At 50.0% G+C, this 15630-nt stretch carries 15 protein-coding genes; 2 read left to right on the plus strand and 13 right to left on the minus strand.

Translation table 11 applies throughout. From position 1 onward, the window contains the following. Positions 1-29: 29 nt before the first annotated feature. The 9 genes from LDO05_RS13625 to pnpS form a co-directional block, all read right to left on the minus strand. Positions 30-593: a lytic transglycosylase domain-containing protein gene (locus tag LDO05_RS13625; RefSeq protein WP_251375933.1), complete on the minus strand. Its 564-nt coding sequence runs from the start codon at positions 591-593 to the stop codon at positions 30-32. Further along, positions 590-1186, minus strand: coding sequence for a dephospho-CoA kinase (coaE, locus tag LDO05_RS13630; protein WP_251375935.1), 597 nt, complete (start codon positions 1184-1186; stop codon positions 590-592). The genes LDO05_RS13625 and coaE overlap by 4 nt, the downstream gene beginning before the upstream one ends. 12 nt (positions 1187-1198) lie before the next feature. Then, entirely contained in the window at positions 1199-2053 is an 855-nt protein-coding gene (gene mutM / locus LDO05_RS13635) for a DNA-formamidopyrimidine glycosylase (RefSeq protein ID WP_251375937.1), read from the minus strand. A gap of 60 nt (positions 2054-2113) precedes the next feature. Beyond that, positions 2114-4780, minus strand: a complete 2667-nt coding sequence (gene polA, locus LDO05_RS13640) for a DNA polymerase I (protein ID WP_251375939.1) — start codon at positions 4778-4780, stop codon at positions 2114-2116. A gap of 117 nt (positions 4781-4897) precedes the next feature. After that, complete coding sequence (gene phoU, locus LDO05_RS13645) at positions 4898-5557, minus strand: phosphate signaling complex protein PhoU (RefSeq protein WP_251375941.1); 660 nt, start codon at positions 5555-5557, stop codon at positions 4898-4900. Positions 5558-5579: 22 nt separating this feature from the next. Continuing rightward, complete coding sequence (gene pstB / locus LDO05_RS13650) at positions 5580-6335, minus strand: phosphate ABC transporter ATP-binding protein PstB (protein WP_251375943.1); 756 nt, start codon at positions 6333-6335, stop codon at positions 5580-5582. Between the two features lie 239 nt (positions 6336-6574). After that, positions 6575-7807 (minus strand): methyl-accepting chemotaxis protein, encoded by a 1233-nt coding sequence (locus LDO05_RS13655; RefSeq protein ID WP_251375944.1) that lies wholly within the window; start codon positions 7805-7807, stop codon positions 6575-6577. Positions 7808-7927: 120 nt separating this feature from the next. Then, a complete protein-coding gene (locus tag LDO05_RS13660; protein WP_251375945.1) occupies positions 7928-8659 on the minus strand; it encodes a response regulator transcription factor in 732 nt (243 codons plus the stop codon). A 118-nt stretch (positions 8660-8777) separates the two neighbouring features. Further along, entirely contained in the window at positions 8778-10577 is a 1800-nt protein-coding gene (pnpS, locus tag LDO05_RS13665; RefSeq protein WP_251375946.1) for a two-component system histidine kinase PnpS, read from the minus strand. A gap of 172 nt (positions 10578-10749) precedes the next feature. Here pnpS and yfbR point away from each other — a divergent pair, with 172 nt between their 5' ends. Next, positions 10750-11349 carry a 5'-deoxynucleotidase gene (gene yfbR, locus LDO05_RS13670; RefSeq protein ID WP_251375947.1) on the plus strand — a complete coding sequence of 200 codons (600 nt, stop codon included), beginning with the start codon at positions 10750-10752 and terminating at the stop codon, positions 11347-11349. Positions 11350-11424: 75 nt separating this feature from the next. Here the strand turns inward: yfbR and LDO05_RS13675 are convergent, their stop codons facing one another. Then, entirely contained in the window at positions 11425-12297 is an 873-nt protein-coding gene (locus LDO05_RS13675; protein WP_251375948.1) for an SDR family oxidoreductase, read from the minus strand. Positions 12298-12528: 231 nt separating this feature from the next. Continuing rightward, positions 12529-13419, minus strand: a complete 891-nt coding sequence (locus tag LDO05_RS13680) for a glycosyltransferase family 2 protein (RefSeq protein ID WP_251375949.1) — start codon at positions 13417-13419, stop codon at positions 12529-12531. Between the two features lie 158 nt (positions 13420-13577). Between LDO05_RS13680 and LDO05_RS13685 the strand changes: the two genes are divergently transcribed. Next, positions 13578-13922: a helix-turn-helix domain-containing protein gene (locus tag LDO05_RS13685; protein WP_251375950.1), complete on the plus strand. Its 345-nt coding sequence runs from the start codon at positions 13578-13580 to the stop codon at positions 13920-13922. A gap of 137 nt (positions 13923-14059) precedes the next feature. Here LDO05_RS13685 and LDO05_RS13690 read toward each other — a convergent pair whose 3' ends face one another. Both LDO05_RS13690 and mdh read right to left on the minus strand, forming a co-directional pair. Then, positions 14060-14473: a hypothetical protein gene (locus tag LDO05_RS13690; protein ID WP_251378729.1), complete on the minus strand. Its 414-nt coding sequence runs from the start codon at positions 14471-14473 to the stop codon at positions 14060-14062. A 211-nt stretch (positions 14474-14684) separates the two neighbouring features. Beyond that, positions 14685-15626: a malate dehydrogenase gene (gene mdh / locus LDO05_RS13695; RefSeq protein WP_251375951.1), complete on the minus strand. Its 942-nt coding sequence runs from the start codon at positions 15624-15626 to the stop codon at positions 14685-14687. Positions 15627-15630: the final 4 nt, after the last annotated feature.

Raw genomic sequence — 15630 nt, forward strand, 5'->3', positions numbered from 1 at the left:
CTCTTTTTCACTCATGCTGCGCAAGTCTCCTAGAACTCCTTATAAATGCTTACATACTGCTCGTAGTAATGGGTAACCCGCTGAACATAATGCCGGGTCTCCCCAAAAGGAATGTCTTTGGAGGTGTCAAGATGGCCATCCCACTTTCCACTCTTCAGCCAGCTCCTCACCTTCGTCGGGCCCGCATTATAAGCTGCAATGACCGCGATCTGATTGCCGTCGAATTGTTCGTACAACGACTTCAGGTACCAGCTTCCAATCTGTATATTTTTATCCGGCTCTTTCTTCAGGCTATCAAGCGAGACATCTTCAAAATTTGCTTTGTCGATGACCCACTGCGCTGTGTCCGGCATAATTTGCATAACTCCGAGCGCCCCTTTGTGCGACTCCTGATTGGCCTTGTAATTCGTCTCTACACGGATAATAGCCGCAATCATGAATGGATCAATCTGATTCTCCTGGGCATATGCCCTGATCTCGTCTTTGTAGTGAATAGGATAGAACAGCTTTAGCCATCCACTATTGAAGAAGACAAGCAACGTGAACCCCAGGAACAATAAAAGCAAGACTCTCTTCTTACGCAGCCACTTCATAGCAAGCCTTTACGAAGCAAGTATTCATCAATCTGCCGCTCAGTATACTCGATCCCCATACTATTATCAATCACGACATCAGCCTGCTTCCGCTTCTCTTCGATATCCATTTGCGCCGCGATTCGGGCCGAGGCTTCTTCCTCCGTGAGTCCATTCCTGCTCATTAACCGGCTTAGCTGCAGAGCCCGGGGGATATAGACAACCATAATCTCCTCAAAGGAAGATCCCTGACCCGTCTCATAGAGAAGCGGAATATCCGAGACAACAAGGCGATCCGGGTATTCCTGTTCATAAGCGGCAGCCCGCTTGCGCATCTCCGCACGAATAGCAGGATGGGTAATGCCTTCTAGAACCTTTCTCTCCTCTTGGTGTGTAAAAATATGCTCTCCCAGCTTCTTCCGGTCCAATGTCCCATCAGGCAGAAGCATAGCTTGTCCGAAGTGTGCGATGACGGCTTCCAGTACGGGATGGCCGGGCATCATCACCTCTCTGGCTACGACGTCCGCATCGATCAGCAGCGCTCCCCGCTTCACAAGCATTTGCGAGACCGTACTTTTCCCGGTTGCAATTCCACCGGTCAGTCCGATATTCATTTCTTCACCTCATTATTGCTTCTTCTTATCCTTCTTGATCTCGATCAGCTGACAGCTTGGACAATAATGCGTTCCCCGTCCCCCAACAACAGACTTCTCGACAGGAGTGCCGCATACTACGCATGGCGCTGCCTTGCGCCCATATATCCGGAGCGAATGCTGGAACATGCCCATCTCTCCTTGTCCATTTACATAAGACTTGATGGATGAACCGCCTGCTTCCACCGCCTCACTCAAAGTGAGCACGATGGCCTCATACAGACGGATGAGCTCCTCCTGATTCAGATCATTACACAGTCTCTCGGGATGAATACCTGCCCGGAACAGAGCCTCATCCACATAGATATTCCCCAGCCCAACCACATATTCCTGATTCAGCAGAGCCGGCTTGATCTTGGTCTTACGGGATGCAATAACCTGCTTGAATGCTTCATAGGTAAAAGACTCATCCAAAGGCTCCAGTCCAAGCTTAAGCAGCGGCTTCAGCCCAAATTCTTCGCCAGGAGCGAACAAATGCATCGTACCGAACTGCCGAACATCCCTATAACGGAGCTCGGTCCCATCTGTGAAATGGAAGATCACATGAGTATGCTTCTCCACAGGCTCACCATGGTTATATACCCCGTACCTGCCTTCCATCCTCAGATGGGAGACAAGTACAAGCCCGTCCATAATGATGCGGAGAAATTTGCCTCTTCGTCCAACTTCCACTATAGTGTGGCCTTGAAGTTCAAGCCTGAACTGCTCTATATCATCAGGTCTCTGGATAATCCTTGGCAGAGAGACCGTAACGTCATGAATAGTCTTGCCTGTAATCAGCTGACTAAGTGTTCTTCTGACTGTTTCTACTTCCGGCAATTCCGGCATCCTCAATCACCTCGGGTATTTCCTGATTGTTAGGGTACATCCATCCTGTATCTGCGGCTGTTACTTCGCTTCATACCAGTTAAGCCCACTGCTCACTTCAGCTTTAAGCGGAACAGACAAAGACAGCGCCTTCTCCATCGTCTCCGGAACCAGCTTGGTCATGATCTCCAGCTCATCTTCCGGCACTTCGAACACAAGCTCATCGTGTACCTGCAGAAGCATGCGGCTCTTCAGCTTATGTTCTCTTAAGGTATCACTCATCAAGACCATAGCCAGCTTGATAATATCCGCCGCAGTTCCCTGAATCGGGGTATTCATCGCTGTACGCTCGGCGAATGAACGCAGGTTGAAATTCGAAGCATTAATCTCCGGCAGATACCGGCGGCGTTCCAGCAAAGTCTTAACATATCCGTCGCGCTTCGCTTCCTTGACGATATCGTCCATATACCGGCGAACCCCTTGGAATACCTCAAAATACTGGTCAATGAACTTGGCCGCTTCTTTGCGTGTAATGTTCAGATTCTGGGATAGGCCATAGTCGCTGATTCCATACACGATTCCGAAATTAACAGCTTTCGCGGAACGGCGCATATCCGAATCCACCTGATCGGCGGGCACACCGAACACATCGCTGGCCGTCTTCGTATGAATGTCCATGTCATTCACGAACGCTTCCTTCAGCCGTTCATCACCTGAGATATCCGCCAGAACACGGAGCTCGATCTGGGAATAGTCTGCCGCCAGAATATGCCATCCGGACTCGGAAGGAACGAACACCTTCCGGATCTTGCGTCCTTCTTCCATTCGGATCGGGATATTCTGCAGATTCGGGTATTGGCTGCTTAGCCGTCCCGTAGCCGCAATGGTCTGACGGTAATACGTATGGACCTTGCCCGTCTCCGGGCGGATCTCTTTGAGCAGACCTTCCACATAAGTCGACTGGAGCTTGGTTAACTGGCGGTATTCCAGGATCGACTGCACAATATCGTGATAGGGCGCGAGCTTCTCCAGCACTTCAGCATCCGTAGAGTATCCCGTCTTGGTCTTCTTGATTACCGGAAGTCCAAGCTTGTCGAATAGAATTTCACCCAGCTGCTTGGGCGAGTTAATATTGAATTCCATACCGGCCAGCTCATAGATATGCTGAGCCAGTCTGCGGATCTGGATCTCGAACTCTTTGCCAAGCTCCTGAAGGTCTTCACGGTTCACGGCGATGCCCTGCTTCTCCATGTCTGCTAGAATACGGGACAGGGGCATCTCAAGCTCATAGAACAGACGGTTCATCTCGTTCTTCTCCAGCTCCTGCTCCTGAAGCGGAATAAGCTTCTGGGCGGCTGCCGATTTATGAGCTAAATGAAGGCTCAGCACCCCGGTATCGGGCACCTTGTATTTCGCTCCCTTGCCGAACACTTCATCATCCGGAGCCAGGAAGGATAATTCATACTTGGACGCCAACCCGCTTAGCGTCTGGTTGTTCTCGGTTGGATCCAGGAGATAGGCTGCAAGCTGAATGTCAAATGCCGCTCCCTCAAAAGCGATCCCCTGCCAGTGAAGAGCCAGGTCGATCCTGTGAAGATCATAGCCCTTCTTGGGAGCCTGGGCATCCGCAAGCCACTGCCGGACAGGCTCGCCCGCCTGCTGCTTCAGCAGTTCAAAGGGAATATAGTAATGGTTCTCCTTGGATGATAGAACAAGTCCGATGATATCCGCATGATGAGGATTATCCCCGCGAGTCTCGACATGAAGCACTTCAATCTCTCCGAGCTTGGCAGCAAGCGCGTCAACCCCATCCACATCAACCACCGTGACGTCAATGGGCTCGGCCGTCTGTGCCTGACCTGAACTTCCTTCGCCCGGGTTCGGACCCGCCGCATAGGATAGGCGCTCAATCAAGGATTTGAACTCGAGCTTCCTCAGCATCGGAGCCGCCTTTTCTTCCTGAATCCCGCCGAATACCATGTCATCCCACAGATGCTCAAGCGGCACCTCGCGGAAGATCGTGGCAAGCCGCTTACTCATACGCGCATCTTCAGCGTGGTTAATGAGGTTCTCCTTCTGCTTGCCCTTTAGTTCATCCGTACGTGCAAGCACCTCTTCCACAGAGCCGAATTGATGAAGCAGCTTAAGCGCCGTCTTCTCGCCAATACCCGGTACACCGGGAATATTATCTGAAGTATCCCCCATAAGCCCTTTGAGATCCACAATCTGAGCTGGAGTGAGGCCATAGCGCTCCTGAATCTCCTGTACGCCGTAAGGCTCCACTTCGGAGACCCCTTTGCGCGTTAATGAGACCTTGACGTTGTCCGAGACGAGCTGCAGCATGTCCTTATCTCCAGTGACAACAATAACCTGGCGTCCTGATTCATCTGCCTGTCTGCTCACCGTGCCGATAATATCATCCGCTTCGTAGCCCTTAAGCTCAAACCGGGTTATTCCGAAGCTATCGAGCAGCTCCTTAAGTATAGGGAATTGTTCAGAGAGCTCTGGAGGTGTCTTCTCCCGGCCTCCTTTATATTCTTGGTAGCCTTCATGCCGGAAAGTCTCTTTCCCCGCATCGAAAGCCACCATGATATGTGTGGGCTGTTCCTCCTGAATCAAACGCAGGAGCATATTCGTGAAACCGTACACGGCATTCGTATGCATTCCACTGGAATTCGTAAGCGGAGGCATCGCGAAGAACGCCCGGTAAATAATGCTGTTGCCATCAATCAGAATCAATTTCTCCATACTGCACCTCGTTCCTTTGTACTACTGTCTAACTCTTATGATAACACAAGGGCTGTCCTATTAAGAAATTAAAAAGAGCGCCAGATTTCTCCGGCGCTTCACGAGTATAAGATTCTATTATTGATTAAGATCCGGACGCTGCCCTGTAGCGAGATATACAGCGCTCTCCCCAATGTTGGTGGCATGGTCGGCAATACGCTCGATGTAGCGGCCAACCAGAGTCAGCAGCATCGCCTGCTGCACATTGTCCGGATTTGCCGTCATAAAGGCATACAAATCACGGATGATCTGACTGTACAAATGGTCGATTTCATCGTCATCCTGAGCCATTTTGTAAGCTAGATCCGTATTCTCATCCAGGTAAGATTCCAAGGATTCCGCTACCATAATGCCCGCAAGCTCCGCCATCCGCGGAATATCAACCAGAGGCTTAATCAATTCCTGACCGCCGATTCGCAGCGTTACTTTGGCAATGTCAACCGACAGATCGCCCATACGCTCCAGATCGCTTGAGATCTTGAACGCCACAATAATCCGGCGCAGATCCTTGGCAACCGGCTGCTGGGTAACAATCAGACGGGAACCGATCTCCATAATCTGCTCTTCCATAAGATTGAGCTCGGCATCCCTCTTAATAATGACCTCCGCCTTAGCGATATTCGAGGTCTGAAGTGTGTCAATAGCCCCTTGGAGCGCCTCCTGCACGTGGTCACCCATCGCGCGGAGCAAGTTCCGCAGCTCCTCCAGGTTTTGATCAAATTCTTTTCTACGTATCATGAACTAGAATGCCTCCTTCTACTTAACCAAAACGACCGGAAATATAATCCTCTGTTCTGGAATCCTGCGGGGTTGAGAACAGCTTCTGGGTATCGTCTGCCTCAACAACTTCCCCATTAAGGAAGAACACGGTTCTCCCTGAAATCCGGGCTGCCTGATGCATGTTATGCGTAACCATGACAATGGTATACCTGTCTTTCAGCTCTTGCACCAATTCTTCTATCTTCAGCGTCGATATCGGATCGAGCGCAGATGTAGCCTCATCCATAAGCAGGATGTCAGGCTGGACAGCCAATGCCCTGGCGATGCACAGACGCTGCTGCTGTCCACCCGACAGACTTAGTGCGGAGCGCTTCAGGAAATCCTTAACTTCGTCCCAAAGCACGGCCTGTCGAAGACTTTGCTCCACGATCTCGTCAAGCTCTGACTTGCTGCGAATCCCGTGCAGACGCGGGCCGTAGGCAATATTATCATAAATTGATTTCGGGAAAGGATTCGGCTGCTGAAATACCATTCCAACCCGCTTGCGCAGGGCTTCAACGTGAACATCATCACTATAAATATCGGTTCCGCCAATCTTCACGGCGCCTTCGATCCGGGTACCAGCGATCATATCATTCATCCGGTTAAGGGTACGCAGCAAGGTGGATTTCCCGCAGCCTGACGGTCCAATAAAGGCCGTGATTGCTTTCTCCGGTATGTCCATGGATACATCCTTAAGCGCATGATAAGAATCATAGTACAAATTCAACTTGTCAATATTGATGATCGCTTCCATGTCTCTTCTCCTTCAATTAACACCTTTATGGATGGAACTAATGATGATGTGATCCATTTCTATAGTTCATTCCATACAGCTAATAAGATAAAAGAAGCCCGCAGGCTTCAGTACTCAAGCATACATGCTGTTACTTATGAACATACATGTTGATCTTACCTTTTTTGTGTAAAGGTGAATGTACACTATTGTAAACGCAGTGTAAAATATCCTGCCAACTGTGAACGATGTCACCCGCCCTAGCCGCGTATTGTCATAGGATTAGCAGCGCTCTTGAGCTCTACCAGCCGTTCAAGCTCTTTCATGACAAGCCCGGCCCTGTGAGCGGCTTCATCCGATGATTCATGCATATCCCGTCCACGAAGCTCGGCGCTCTGTACTGCTTCAACCAGGGATTCAAAGGTGGTATCGGCTTCGGCCACCCGTCCCTGGCTGCCCTCCACTTCCGCTGCCGAGGAAGCTGCCATGCTCGCAGTCTCGCTCACCATTTCGCTAATTATCTGCAGCGTACTGCCGATTTCTTCCGAGAACTGCTTCGTCTGCGCCGAGAGATTACGCACCTCATTCGCAACTACCGCAAATCCGCGTCCATGCTCCCCGGCATGGGAAGCTTCAATGGTCGCATTCATAGCAAGCATACCACTGCGATCCGCAAGTTCCCGGATACTCCTGGTTACCTCGGAAATCTTGGCAGTCCGCTGCAGCAGCTCCTTCACCTGCTTCTCTTGGTTATTCGTGATGCTCAATACGCGGTGGAACGAGTCGCGAACCTGCTGCAGCTCCGATCTCCCGGCTCTGACCAGACGGCTCATCGTCTCAGCCTCGCGCAGACTCCGTTCCGCTGCTTCCGACACCGCATGAACAGACCGTTCTATGCGCCCAAGCAGGTCATGACTCTTCCGGATTGTGATGACCCTTGTCTTATCCGCTTTTTGCTGCAGGCTTCTGGACATCATCATCAGATCCTGAATGGTTAGCACTCCCCTCACCTTACCTTCATCGGTGAGGATCATGCACGCATAGAAGTGGGAAGTATTACGGCTTAACGCGGCATCAATTAGCCGCTTGGTCGCCTCGGTAATCTCACGGACCAAGGGCTCCCGCTCTGCGAATCGGATGGCAGCCTTCTCATAGAACAAGTCGGATGCGAACCGCCCGGCGAATAACCGGTAGAAGGCATCTCGCATGATCAGAGCACAGGTATCTCCCTGTCCTGCCTGATCATCCGCAAGGATAATGCAAGGAATCTCTTCATCCTCCTGGAATCTTCGCAGAACTTCACCGCAGATTTCCCGAGAATCCATTATCGGGACCTCCCGGCAGTATAGATCTGCGGCCACCTTGAATTCGCTGGTGACAGCGGTCTCGGCTGCTGCAAATTCGGCAGCTCCTTCAGTATCCATATTCATATGTACAGGCCCAACGTCTACCCTAACCGGTCTCTCAAGGACGGCAGAGGCTTGATTACTCACGGACTTCACTCCTATGACTATATTCCTATACTCAGAAATATAGGATAGTACTGTTCGAAGAGTGTTAACCTAACCCTGCCACTTTGTAAAATGCGTACATGCATAAAAAAACCACCATTTTTATCCAAAATGATGGGCAATTCTCTTCTTATTCACAACCAGCTTGTAACCGACCCCACGGATCGAATCGATATGAACAGACTGGGGGTCAAGCTCAAGCTTCTTACGAAGCGAGCTTACATGCACATCCACCGTGCGCTGTCCTCCGATATAGTCGAAGCCCCATACCGCATTCATCAAGTCGTCCCTGGTCATCACCACACCCGGCTTTCTGGCCAGATACAGGAGCACCTCGAATTCCTTGGGCCGAAGCGTAATATGCTCCCCTCCCAGGGTAACCTCATATTTCTCCGGATAGATTGCCAGTTCGCCAAGACTGATCTGCGACTCAGGCTGAAGCTGGGGCTTATCCCGCTCATCCTGCCCGGTGGATCGTCTAAGAACGGCTGCGACACGGGCTAATAGCTCAGCCACGCCGAAGGGCTTGGTAATATAATCATCCGCCCCTGACTTAAGTCCCTGAACAACTTCTTCTTCCGCATTCTTGGCTGTCAGGATGACGATAGGTGTCTTCACACCCTCGCTCCGCAGCTTGGACATAATCTCGAATCCGTTCATTCCGGGCAGCATCAAATCCAGCAGAATCAGATCAAATTCTGATTTGAGCGCAGCATCGCAGCCGGTCTGTCCATGCTCTTCCACAGTAACTTCATATCCCTCATTAGAGAGGTTATAAGACAATAATCTGGATAAGGTCGGCTCATCCTCAATAACCAATAGTCTATGTGTCATATATACCCTTAGTACCCCCATTTTTTCAAATCGGAATAAATGTTCACCATTTGTTGACTTGTCTCAGCATATCACGAGAGTGTTAACGGCGTGTAAAATAGATAACTTTCTTCTTATACTACTCTACATTATGCAGCAGAGGTAAATCCAGGATGAATACCGTTCCCTCTCCCACCTTGCTCTCGACCCGGATGGTTCCATGATGAAGCTCGACCAGATGCTTCACAATCGACAGGCCAAGTCCTGTTCCACCTGAGCTGCGCGAACGGGCCTTATCCACCCGGTAGAAGCGTTCGAATATCCTTGGCAGGTCTTTCTTCGGTATGCCGATTCCGGTATCACTGATGACAAAGCGGATCTTCTCCTCCTCGCCGGATGACTCCAGGCTTTCGACCGTAACTTTCACCCTGCCTCCGTCCAAAGTGTAACTGATCGCATTGGACAGCAGGTTCATGAATACTTGCCGCAGGCGGTCCTCATCCGCCTCCATGAACAACTCTTCAGGAACCTCAAGCTGCATAGTAATAGATTTCCTCGCCGCCGAGGACTGCAGAACTTCAAAGATACTCTCCAGCAGGCTATGCACATGGACAGGCGAATACTCCAGCGGAACCCGTCTGGATTCGATCTTGGACAATTCCAGAATATCACCAATCAGCCGGTTAAGCCGGTCTCCTTCATCAAATATGATCTGAAGGAAGGAACGGCTGGTCTCCTCATCCTTGACCCCGCCTGACAGAAGCGTCTCGGCGAAGCCTTTGACCGCGGCGACCGGCGTCTTAAGCTCGTGGGATACATTTGCGACGAATTCACTCCGCATTACTTCCAGCTTGCGGATCTCCGTCACATCCCTAAGCAGGAACAGCATTCCGTGGTAAGATCCATCATCCTCGAACATAGGCACGCTATCAAAATGAAGGATCTTCTCTTCCGGATCATAAATCGTCCGTTCCTCACTCATTTGTTCCATGCGGGTAATCCCTTCATCCATGAACCGGGTCAGCTCATAACTTCGCTTGATTTCGTGATATAGCTTACCCAGCATATGCGTATCTTTGAGACGCAGTATCCGCTCGGCCTCCCGGTTCACAAGCGCAATTCTTCCATTCGTATCCACCATAAGGATCCCGCCGGTCATATTGGACAGCACGCTCTGCAGCAGGTCTTCGTTGTCACGAATACGCTTTAGCTGGAGCTGAAGGCTGTCGGCCATGCCATTGATGGCACTTCCGAGCTGCCCGATCTCATCGTGACGCTGGATATCCACACGGGCATCATAATCAAGCTTGGAGATCCGGTGAGCTACTGTCGTAATATGCTCAATGGGTCTCGTAAGACCCTTGGCAACCCGGTAACTGACCAAGGCCGCAGCCAGGAAGAGCACCGCAAGTCCCCCGATTGTCAACGCCCAGCCTTTCCACAGACCTTCCTCCACCGTCTTAAGGCTCATAGACAGCCTAATATAGCCGTCAAATCCCTGCTTGGACACCACATGCCTGGCAACGTACAGCATATTCTCATGCATTGTGTTACTATAGCGGATGGATGTTCCTGTACTCTCGTGCTCTATCGCAGATATGATCTCTTCACGGTTGCTATGATTACTCATTTTGGAAGGATCGCTTTCCGAGTCGCCAATAACTTTTCCATCCAGGCTTATAAAGGTAACCCTTGAGTCCGTAAGCTTATCAAGCTCTTGCGCCTTACTGGTATAGTAGGCCATTACACCTGAGTCGCCATCCACCTTAGGCAGTTCAAGAGTACTTGATATCAAATTTATTTCCCGGGCCATATTGCCCTCAAGCACAGTAAGGTGGGAATCCTTGAACACTTGGGCCATGATCAATCCCGCGGCGAGCATCGATATCCCCACAAGCCCCATTAGAATCAGGGTTAAACGCATTCGAAAAGTTTTCATGATTTCTTCCTTTTATGTAATTTGGTAGGATTGCTGCGCAGAACTTGCTTCAGTCTGTCAGATTTCGTTAACATTGTTAGTATTATAATAACACAATGTAATCGCAGTATTATCTCACCCGCATCCCATTTTATTAAGTTCATATTAATACTTCCGGAAAGAGGTCTAGTTCATGAATTATCACTTTTCAGCTTACATGTACAGACTGCGGGCCATCCACCGCTGGAGTCTGATGCGAAGCACCTCCACAGAGAATGTCGCCGAGCATTCCTACCATGTGGCAATCCTGGCCCATCTCCTGTGTGAAATTGCCAACCAGCTCTACGGCAAGCATCTTCAAGCTGACCGAGCGGCCACGCTGGCCCTGTTCCATGACGCCACAGAAGTATTCACAGGAGATATTCCCACCCCTGTGAAGCACCATAATCCGAGGCTCCTCTCCAATTTTAGAGAAATGGAAGCCATCGCCGCTGAGCGCCTTGCCTCCATGATCCCTGAGCCGCTTAAGCCGATATATGCACCTCTGCTCGATCCTGCTTCTGAGACCGACCAAGAGCTCCGCAAGTATGTAAAAGCCGCTGACAGCCTGGATGCGTACTTAAAATGCGCCTGGGAGGTTGCCTCGGGCAATCGCGAGTTTGCTGCTGCCAAAGATCAGCTTCAGAGCAAGCTTGAGAGCCTGGATATGCCGGAAGTCTCCTACTTCCTGGAACACTTGGCCCCAAGCTTTGAGTTAACCCTGGACGAGCTCTCTGAAGACTCCGCAGATTAATCCAACATCATTACAAACATGCACATAAAAAGGCGGTATCTGAGTCTACAGACAACAGATACCGCCTAATTGATCTTACCCGTTCACAATCTCGCCGCCATTCACATGAATGACTTGTCCGCTGATATAGGAAGAATCCTCGGAAGCCAGGAATACATAGCTCGCAGCCAGCTCTTCCGGCTGACCCGGACGCTGCATCGGCGAATCCGCGCCGAACTGCTTCACCTTCTCTTCATCGAACGTTGATGGAATCAACGGGGTCCAGATTGGGCCAGGGGCAACCGCATTGACTCGGATCCCCTTCTTGCCGACCAGATTCATCGAGAGTGCGCGCGTGAAGCTGACGATAGCTCCCTTAGTCGACGAATAATCCAGCAGCGTTGGGTTTCCTTTATAAGCCGTTACGGAAGCCGTGTTAATGATGGTGCTGCCCTTCTTAAGATGAGGCATTGCCGCCTTGGTCAAGTAGAACATCGCAAAAATATTTGTACGGAACGTACGCTCCAGCTGCTCTGAAGTAATATCCTCGATATTCTCCTGCGGGTGCTGTTCCCCCGCATTATTGACTAGAATATCCAGTCGCCCCAGCTCGCTGACCGTCTTCTGGACAGCCTCCTGAGCGAAGGCTTCATCGCCGATATCTCCAGGAATAAGCAGGACCTTGCGTCCGGTCTTCTCCACCTCATCCTTGGTCTTCTTGGCATCATCATGCTCATTCAAATATACAATCGCTACATCAGCGCCTTCTTTGGCATATGCGAGTGCAACGGCGCGTCCAATTCCGCTGTCGCCTCCCGTGATGAGCGCTACCTTATCTTTCAGCTTGCCGGCAGGCAAGTAGTTACCCTCATACTGCGGAAGTGGATTCATTTGCTCCTCAATACCCGGTCTCTGGGTCTGGTGCTGTGGTGGCAATGTCTGCTTAGGCTGTTGATTACTATCTGACATGAATAAGCTCTCCTTCCTTGGGCTAAAGTGGATTCATGGCCACGTCTATATGGAATGAACCATTGCAGTTCAATTCATATAGAATGCCAAGAATGCCATAGGCATTATACCTATAGATACTTACCACCAACCCGCTTGCGGCAAACATCACCTGGAGAAAGCCGAAAGACTGAACTAAATAAGCCGCCTCAATAATTGCTGCCAATAAGCAAGGGTGAGCTAAGACTTATTTTAGAATTCAATATTATAACGTTCAAAGAACCAGCTGTCATCGAACCTCCGGTTAGTCATGTACTTCTCTCTATCCGAAAATGCCCCCGAATCTTTAATTTCAGACTCCCAGCCCGCAGTTACTGCGTTTCTGCCCACGGTCTCCCATGTCTTCCGCAATCTCTCTTCGTTAAAATGTAATACAGCCATTCTAAGCAGATGATACCCACTGTAATCAGCTGGAGGAACATAGGGGAATATCGTGCGCTCAACCAATAATATACGGAGGCCTGGATTAATTCGGCAGCAATATCCGAATAACCTCATCCGCAAGGAGAATTCCGCTGCAATCGCAGAACCCTCCCTGAAGCCTCTGTCAAAGCCCCGCAGGCTGCGAAAGCTCTCCAGCTCGGCAGCTATACATTCCCATGGCATAACGGCGGCATCATAGGGTGAGGGCAAATCATACATCCAGCTCGCACGGAATTCCGGCAGACACAGCCATTGTCCATAACCCACTTGTCCCGACGGGTCCTTCAACCTGGATATCCCGGGACTGGAGCAGTTCACATCACCGTTAAGGATGGGTGCAATTAATGCCTCGATCCAGTAATCCTCGAAATACAGATGACCGGCGCAAAATATACCCACCTGCCCTTTAGCCATCTCCGCTCCCCGGTTACGGGCCTCAGCCGGCCCAACGCTATAAGTCTTAATATAATGAATTGGGACCGGCATACGGTACCCGAACAGGAACTCGCAACAGCTGTCTATCGATCCGTCATCCACGATAATGACCTCATAGGGAAGAGCAGTCTTCGAGACCTTCAGTGACTCCAGCGTGGTTAATAGATTAATTCCTTCATTTCTGACCGCAATTATAATCGACACCATGGGCTGATCCGTGGTCATAACGTTTATCCCCTCTTACTTTGGTCATACTTGAAGCATTGCTATCTCATTCTCATTTCCATAATAAACCAAATAAAACTATAAGTAAATATTTATAAAACTGTCAGTATATTAAGTTTGCCTCTCATATTATCTACTTTTATACTAGGAGGGGTTCTATGAACTATGATTCGCTCGGCAAAAGACTGCGGCAGGAGCGCCGCAAGATGCATTGGACTCAAGAGAAGCTGGCAGAGAGAGTCGATGTCTCTGACGCATACATAGGACAAATTGAACGAGGCGAGCGAAGCCTGTCGCTGGACACGCTTATCAGACTGGCTAATGAACTTGGTGTCACTGTTGATTATCTGCTTCACGATTCTATAGAGATCACAGAGGACCAATTCGTGAACCAGCTTCGCCAGATTATGATGAACCGATCTCCTAAAGAGAAACAAATGGCTCTCGATATGATTAAGCTCATGTTCACGCATCTGGATGATCTTTCGAGAACAGAGGAGTAGCATACCAAGCAGTCCTCTTCAGAAGAATGTGTTCGATTCTTCTGAAGAGGGCTGTCTGATTCTCTGGAGGCACTAACCAAAAGCTAAAAAAGCTGTATCCCCGAAATCCGGAGATACAGCTTTATGTATAGTTGAACTTAGATTACGTAGCGGAAGACCATGAAGTACACAATAACAACAATCACCACTGCAAGGACAGAGCTGAGTGTACGGACCTTCCCGATATGTTCGGTTACTTCGTTCTTGGCGCGAATTCCCTCTACAGCCAGGCGAAGGGGCTTGCCGATAATTCCACTAAGCGCTCCTGCCGCAAGGAAGAGCACAAATACAACAACCATCCAGGGTACTGAATACTCCCCTTTACTGATCAGATAACCTCCTGTAATGAACTGCAGGATCAGTCCGTACTGACCGAAGCGGTTAAGCGTTCTTACTGCAGAGACAGTTCCTTCCTGAGCGGAGAGAGACAGACTGCCAAGACGTCCCAGAACAAAAGGCAGCAGAATGTAGAAGCCCAGTGCCAAGGATCCGAGTACGTGTAAAAAAATCATTGCGTTTGTCACAACTGTACCACCTTTCATAAATTAGATTAATTATAATCTATTATATCCATAATTCAGAGCAAAGAAAAGGGAAGCCTGGTTACAGGCACAGTATTGCGCTGACTCGAGTGCCAATGGATACCTAATCACAAGAAAAAACGGCCTCTACCCTGCTATCTCTGCAGGTAAAGGCCGTCTCTTCCAGCGGCTCGCAATTAGACTAGCCTTGAACAACCTTAATGACACTCCGCACCGATTCAGCGGATTGATCAAGCGCTGCCTTCTCTTCGGCTGTTAATTCAAGCTCAAACAATCTTTCAACTCCGTTACCGCCCAGTACAGCGGGAACCCCAAGGAACAAGTCATGATACCCATACTCACCTTCAAGCAGTGTGATAACCGGGATAATGCGTTTCTTATCCTTCAAGACAGCTTCTGCCATCTGGACAAGCGATGCCGCAGGTGCATAATACGCACTGCCGTTCCCGAGCAGGCTTACGATTTCTCCCCCGCCTACACGTGTACGCTGAACAATCGCATTAATACGGTCTGGCGGGATCAGGGTATCGATAGGAATTCCACCTACGCTGGAATAGCGGACCAGCGGCACCATATCATCACCGTGCCCACCCAGAACGAAGCCGCGGACATCTTCTACAGATACGTTAAGCTCCTGAGCTATAAAGGTGCAGTACCTCGCCGTATCCAGCACTCCCGATTGACCGATTACACGATTCTTGGGGAAGCCAAGTGCCTGGTACGCCGCGTAAGTCATCGCATCAACCGGGTTGCTCAAGATCATTACGATAGAATCAGGGCAGTATTTCTTCACATTCTCACAGACGGAAGCTACAATCCCCGCATTCGTACTCACCAGATCATCCCGGCTCATACCCGGCTTACGGGCTATGCCAGCCGTAATAATCACGATGTCAGAGCCCGCGGCGTCCTCATAACTGGAAGTACCTGTAATCTTGCTGTCGAAGCCCTGAACCGGGCTTGCTTCAAGCATATCCAGAGCCTTGCCTTTGGTCGGGTTCTCAAGCTGCGGAATGTCCAGCAGGACAACATCGCCAAGTTCCTTTTGCGCAAGCATCAGAGCTGTAGTCGCACCGGTGAAACCGGCACCCACAACCGTAATTTTTTTGCGTTGGATTCCCACTATG

Source organism: Paenibacillus sp. YPG26 (assembly GCF_023704175.1).
Lineage (GTDB): Bacteria > Bacillota > Bacilli > Paenibacillales > Paenibacillaceae > Fontibacillus.

Excerpts from the sequence above, each read along its gene's own strand:
- phoU (WP_251375941.1), bottom strand. The coding sequence starts at position 5,557 with ATGATACGTAGAAAAGAATTTGATCAAAACCTGGAGGAGCTGCGGAAC.
- LDO05_RS13660 (WP_251375945.1), bottom strand. The coding sequence starts at position 8,659 with ATGACACATAGACTATTGGTTATTGAGGATGAGCCGACCTTATCCAGA.
- LDO05_RS13675 (WP_251375948.1), bottom strand. The coding sequence starts at position 12,297 with ATGTCAGATAGTAATCAACAGCCTAAGCAGACATTGCCACCACAGCAC.
- polA (WP_251375939.1), bottom strand. The coding sequence starts at position 4,780 with ATGGAGAAATTGATTCTGATTGATGGCAACAGCATTATTTACCGGGCG.
- LDO05_RS13680 (WP_251375949.1), bottom strand. The coding sequence starts at position 13,419 with ATGACCACGGATCAGCCCATGGTGTCGATTATAATTGCGGTCAGAAAT.
- pstB (WP_251375943.1), bottom strand. The coding sequence starts at position 6,335 with ATGGAAGCGATCATCAATATTGACAAGTTGAATTTGTACTATGATTCT.
- LDO05_RS13625 (WP_251375933.1), bottom strand. The coding sequence starts at position 593 with ATGAAGTGGCTGCGTAAGAAGAGAGTCTTGCTTTTATTGTTCCTGGGG.
- LDO05_RS13685 (WP_251375950.1), top strand. The coding sequence starts at position 13,578 with ATGAACTATGATTCGCTCGGCAAAAGACTGCGGCAGGAGCGCCGCAAG.
- LDO05_RS13690 (WP_251378729.1), bottom strand. The coding sequence starts at position 14,473 with ATGATTTTTTTACACGTACTCGGATCCTTGGCACTGGGCTTCTACATT.
- coaE (WP_251375935.1), bottom strand. The coding sequence starts at position 1,186 with ATGAATATCGGACTGACCGGTGGAATTGCAACCGGGAAAAGTACGGTC.
- mutM (WP_251375937.1), bottom strand. The coding sequence starts at position 2,053 with ATGCCGGAATTGCCGGAAGTAGAAACAGTCAGAAGAACACTTAGTCAG.
- pnpS (WP_251375946.1), bottom strand. The coding sequence starts at position 10,577 with ATGAAAACTTTTCGAATGCGTTTAACCCTGATTCTAATGGGGCTTGTG.
- yfbR (WP_251375947.1), top strand. The coding sequence starts at position 10,750 with ATGAATTATCACTTTTCAGCTTACATGTACAGACTGCGGGCCATCCAC.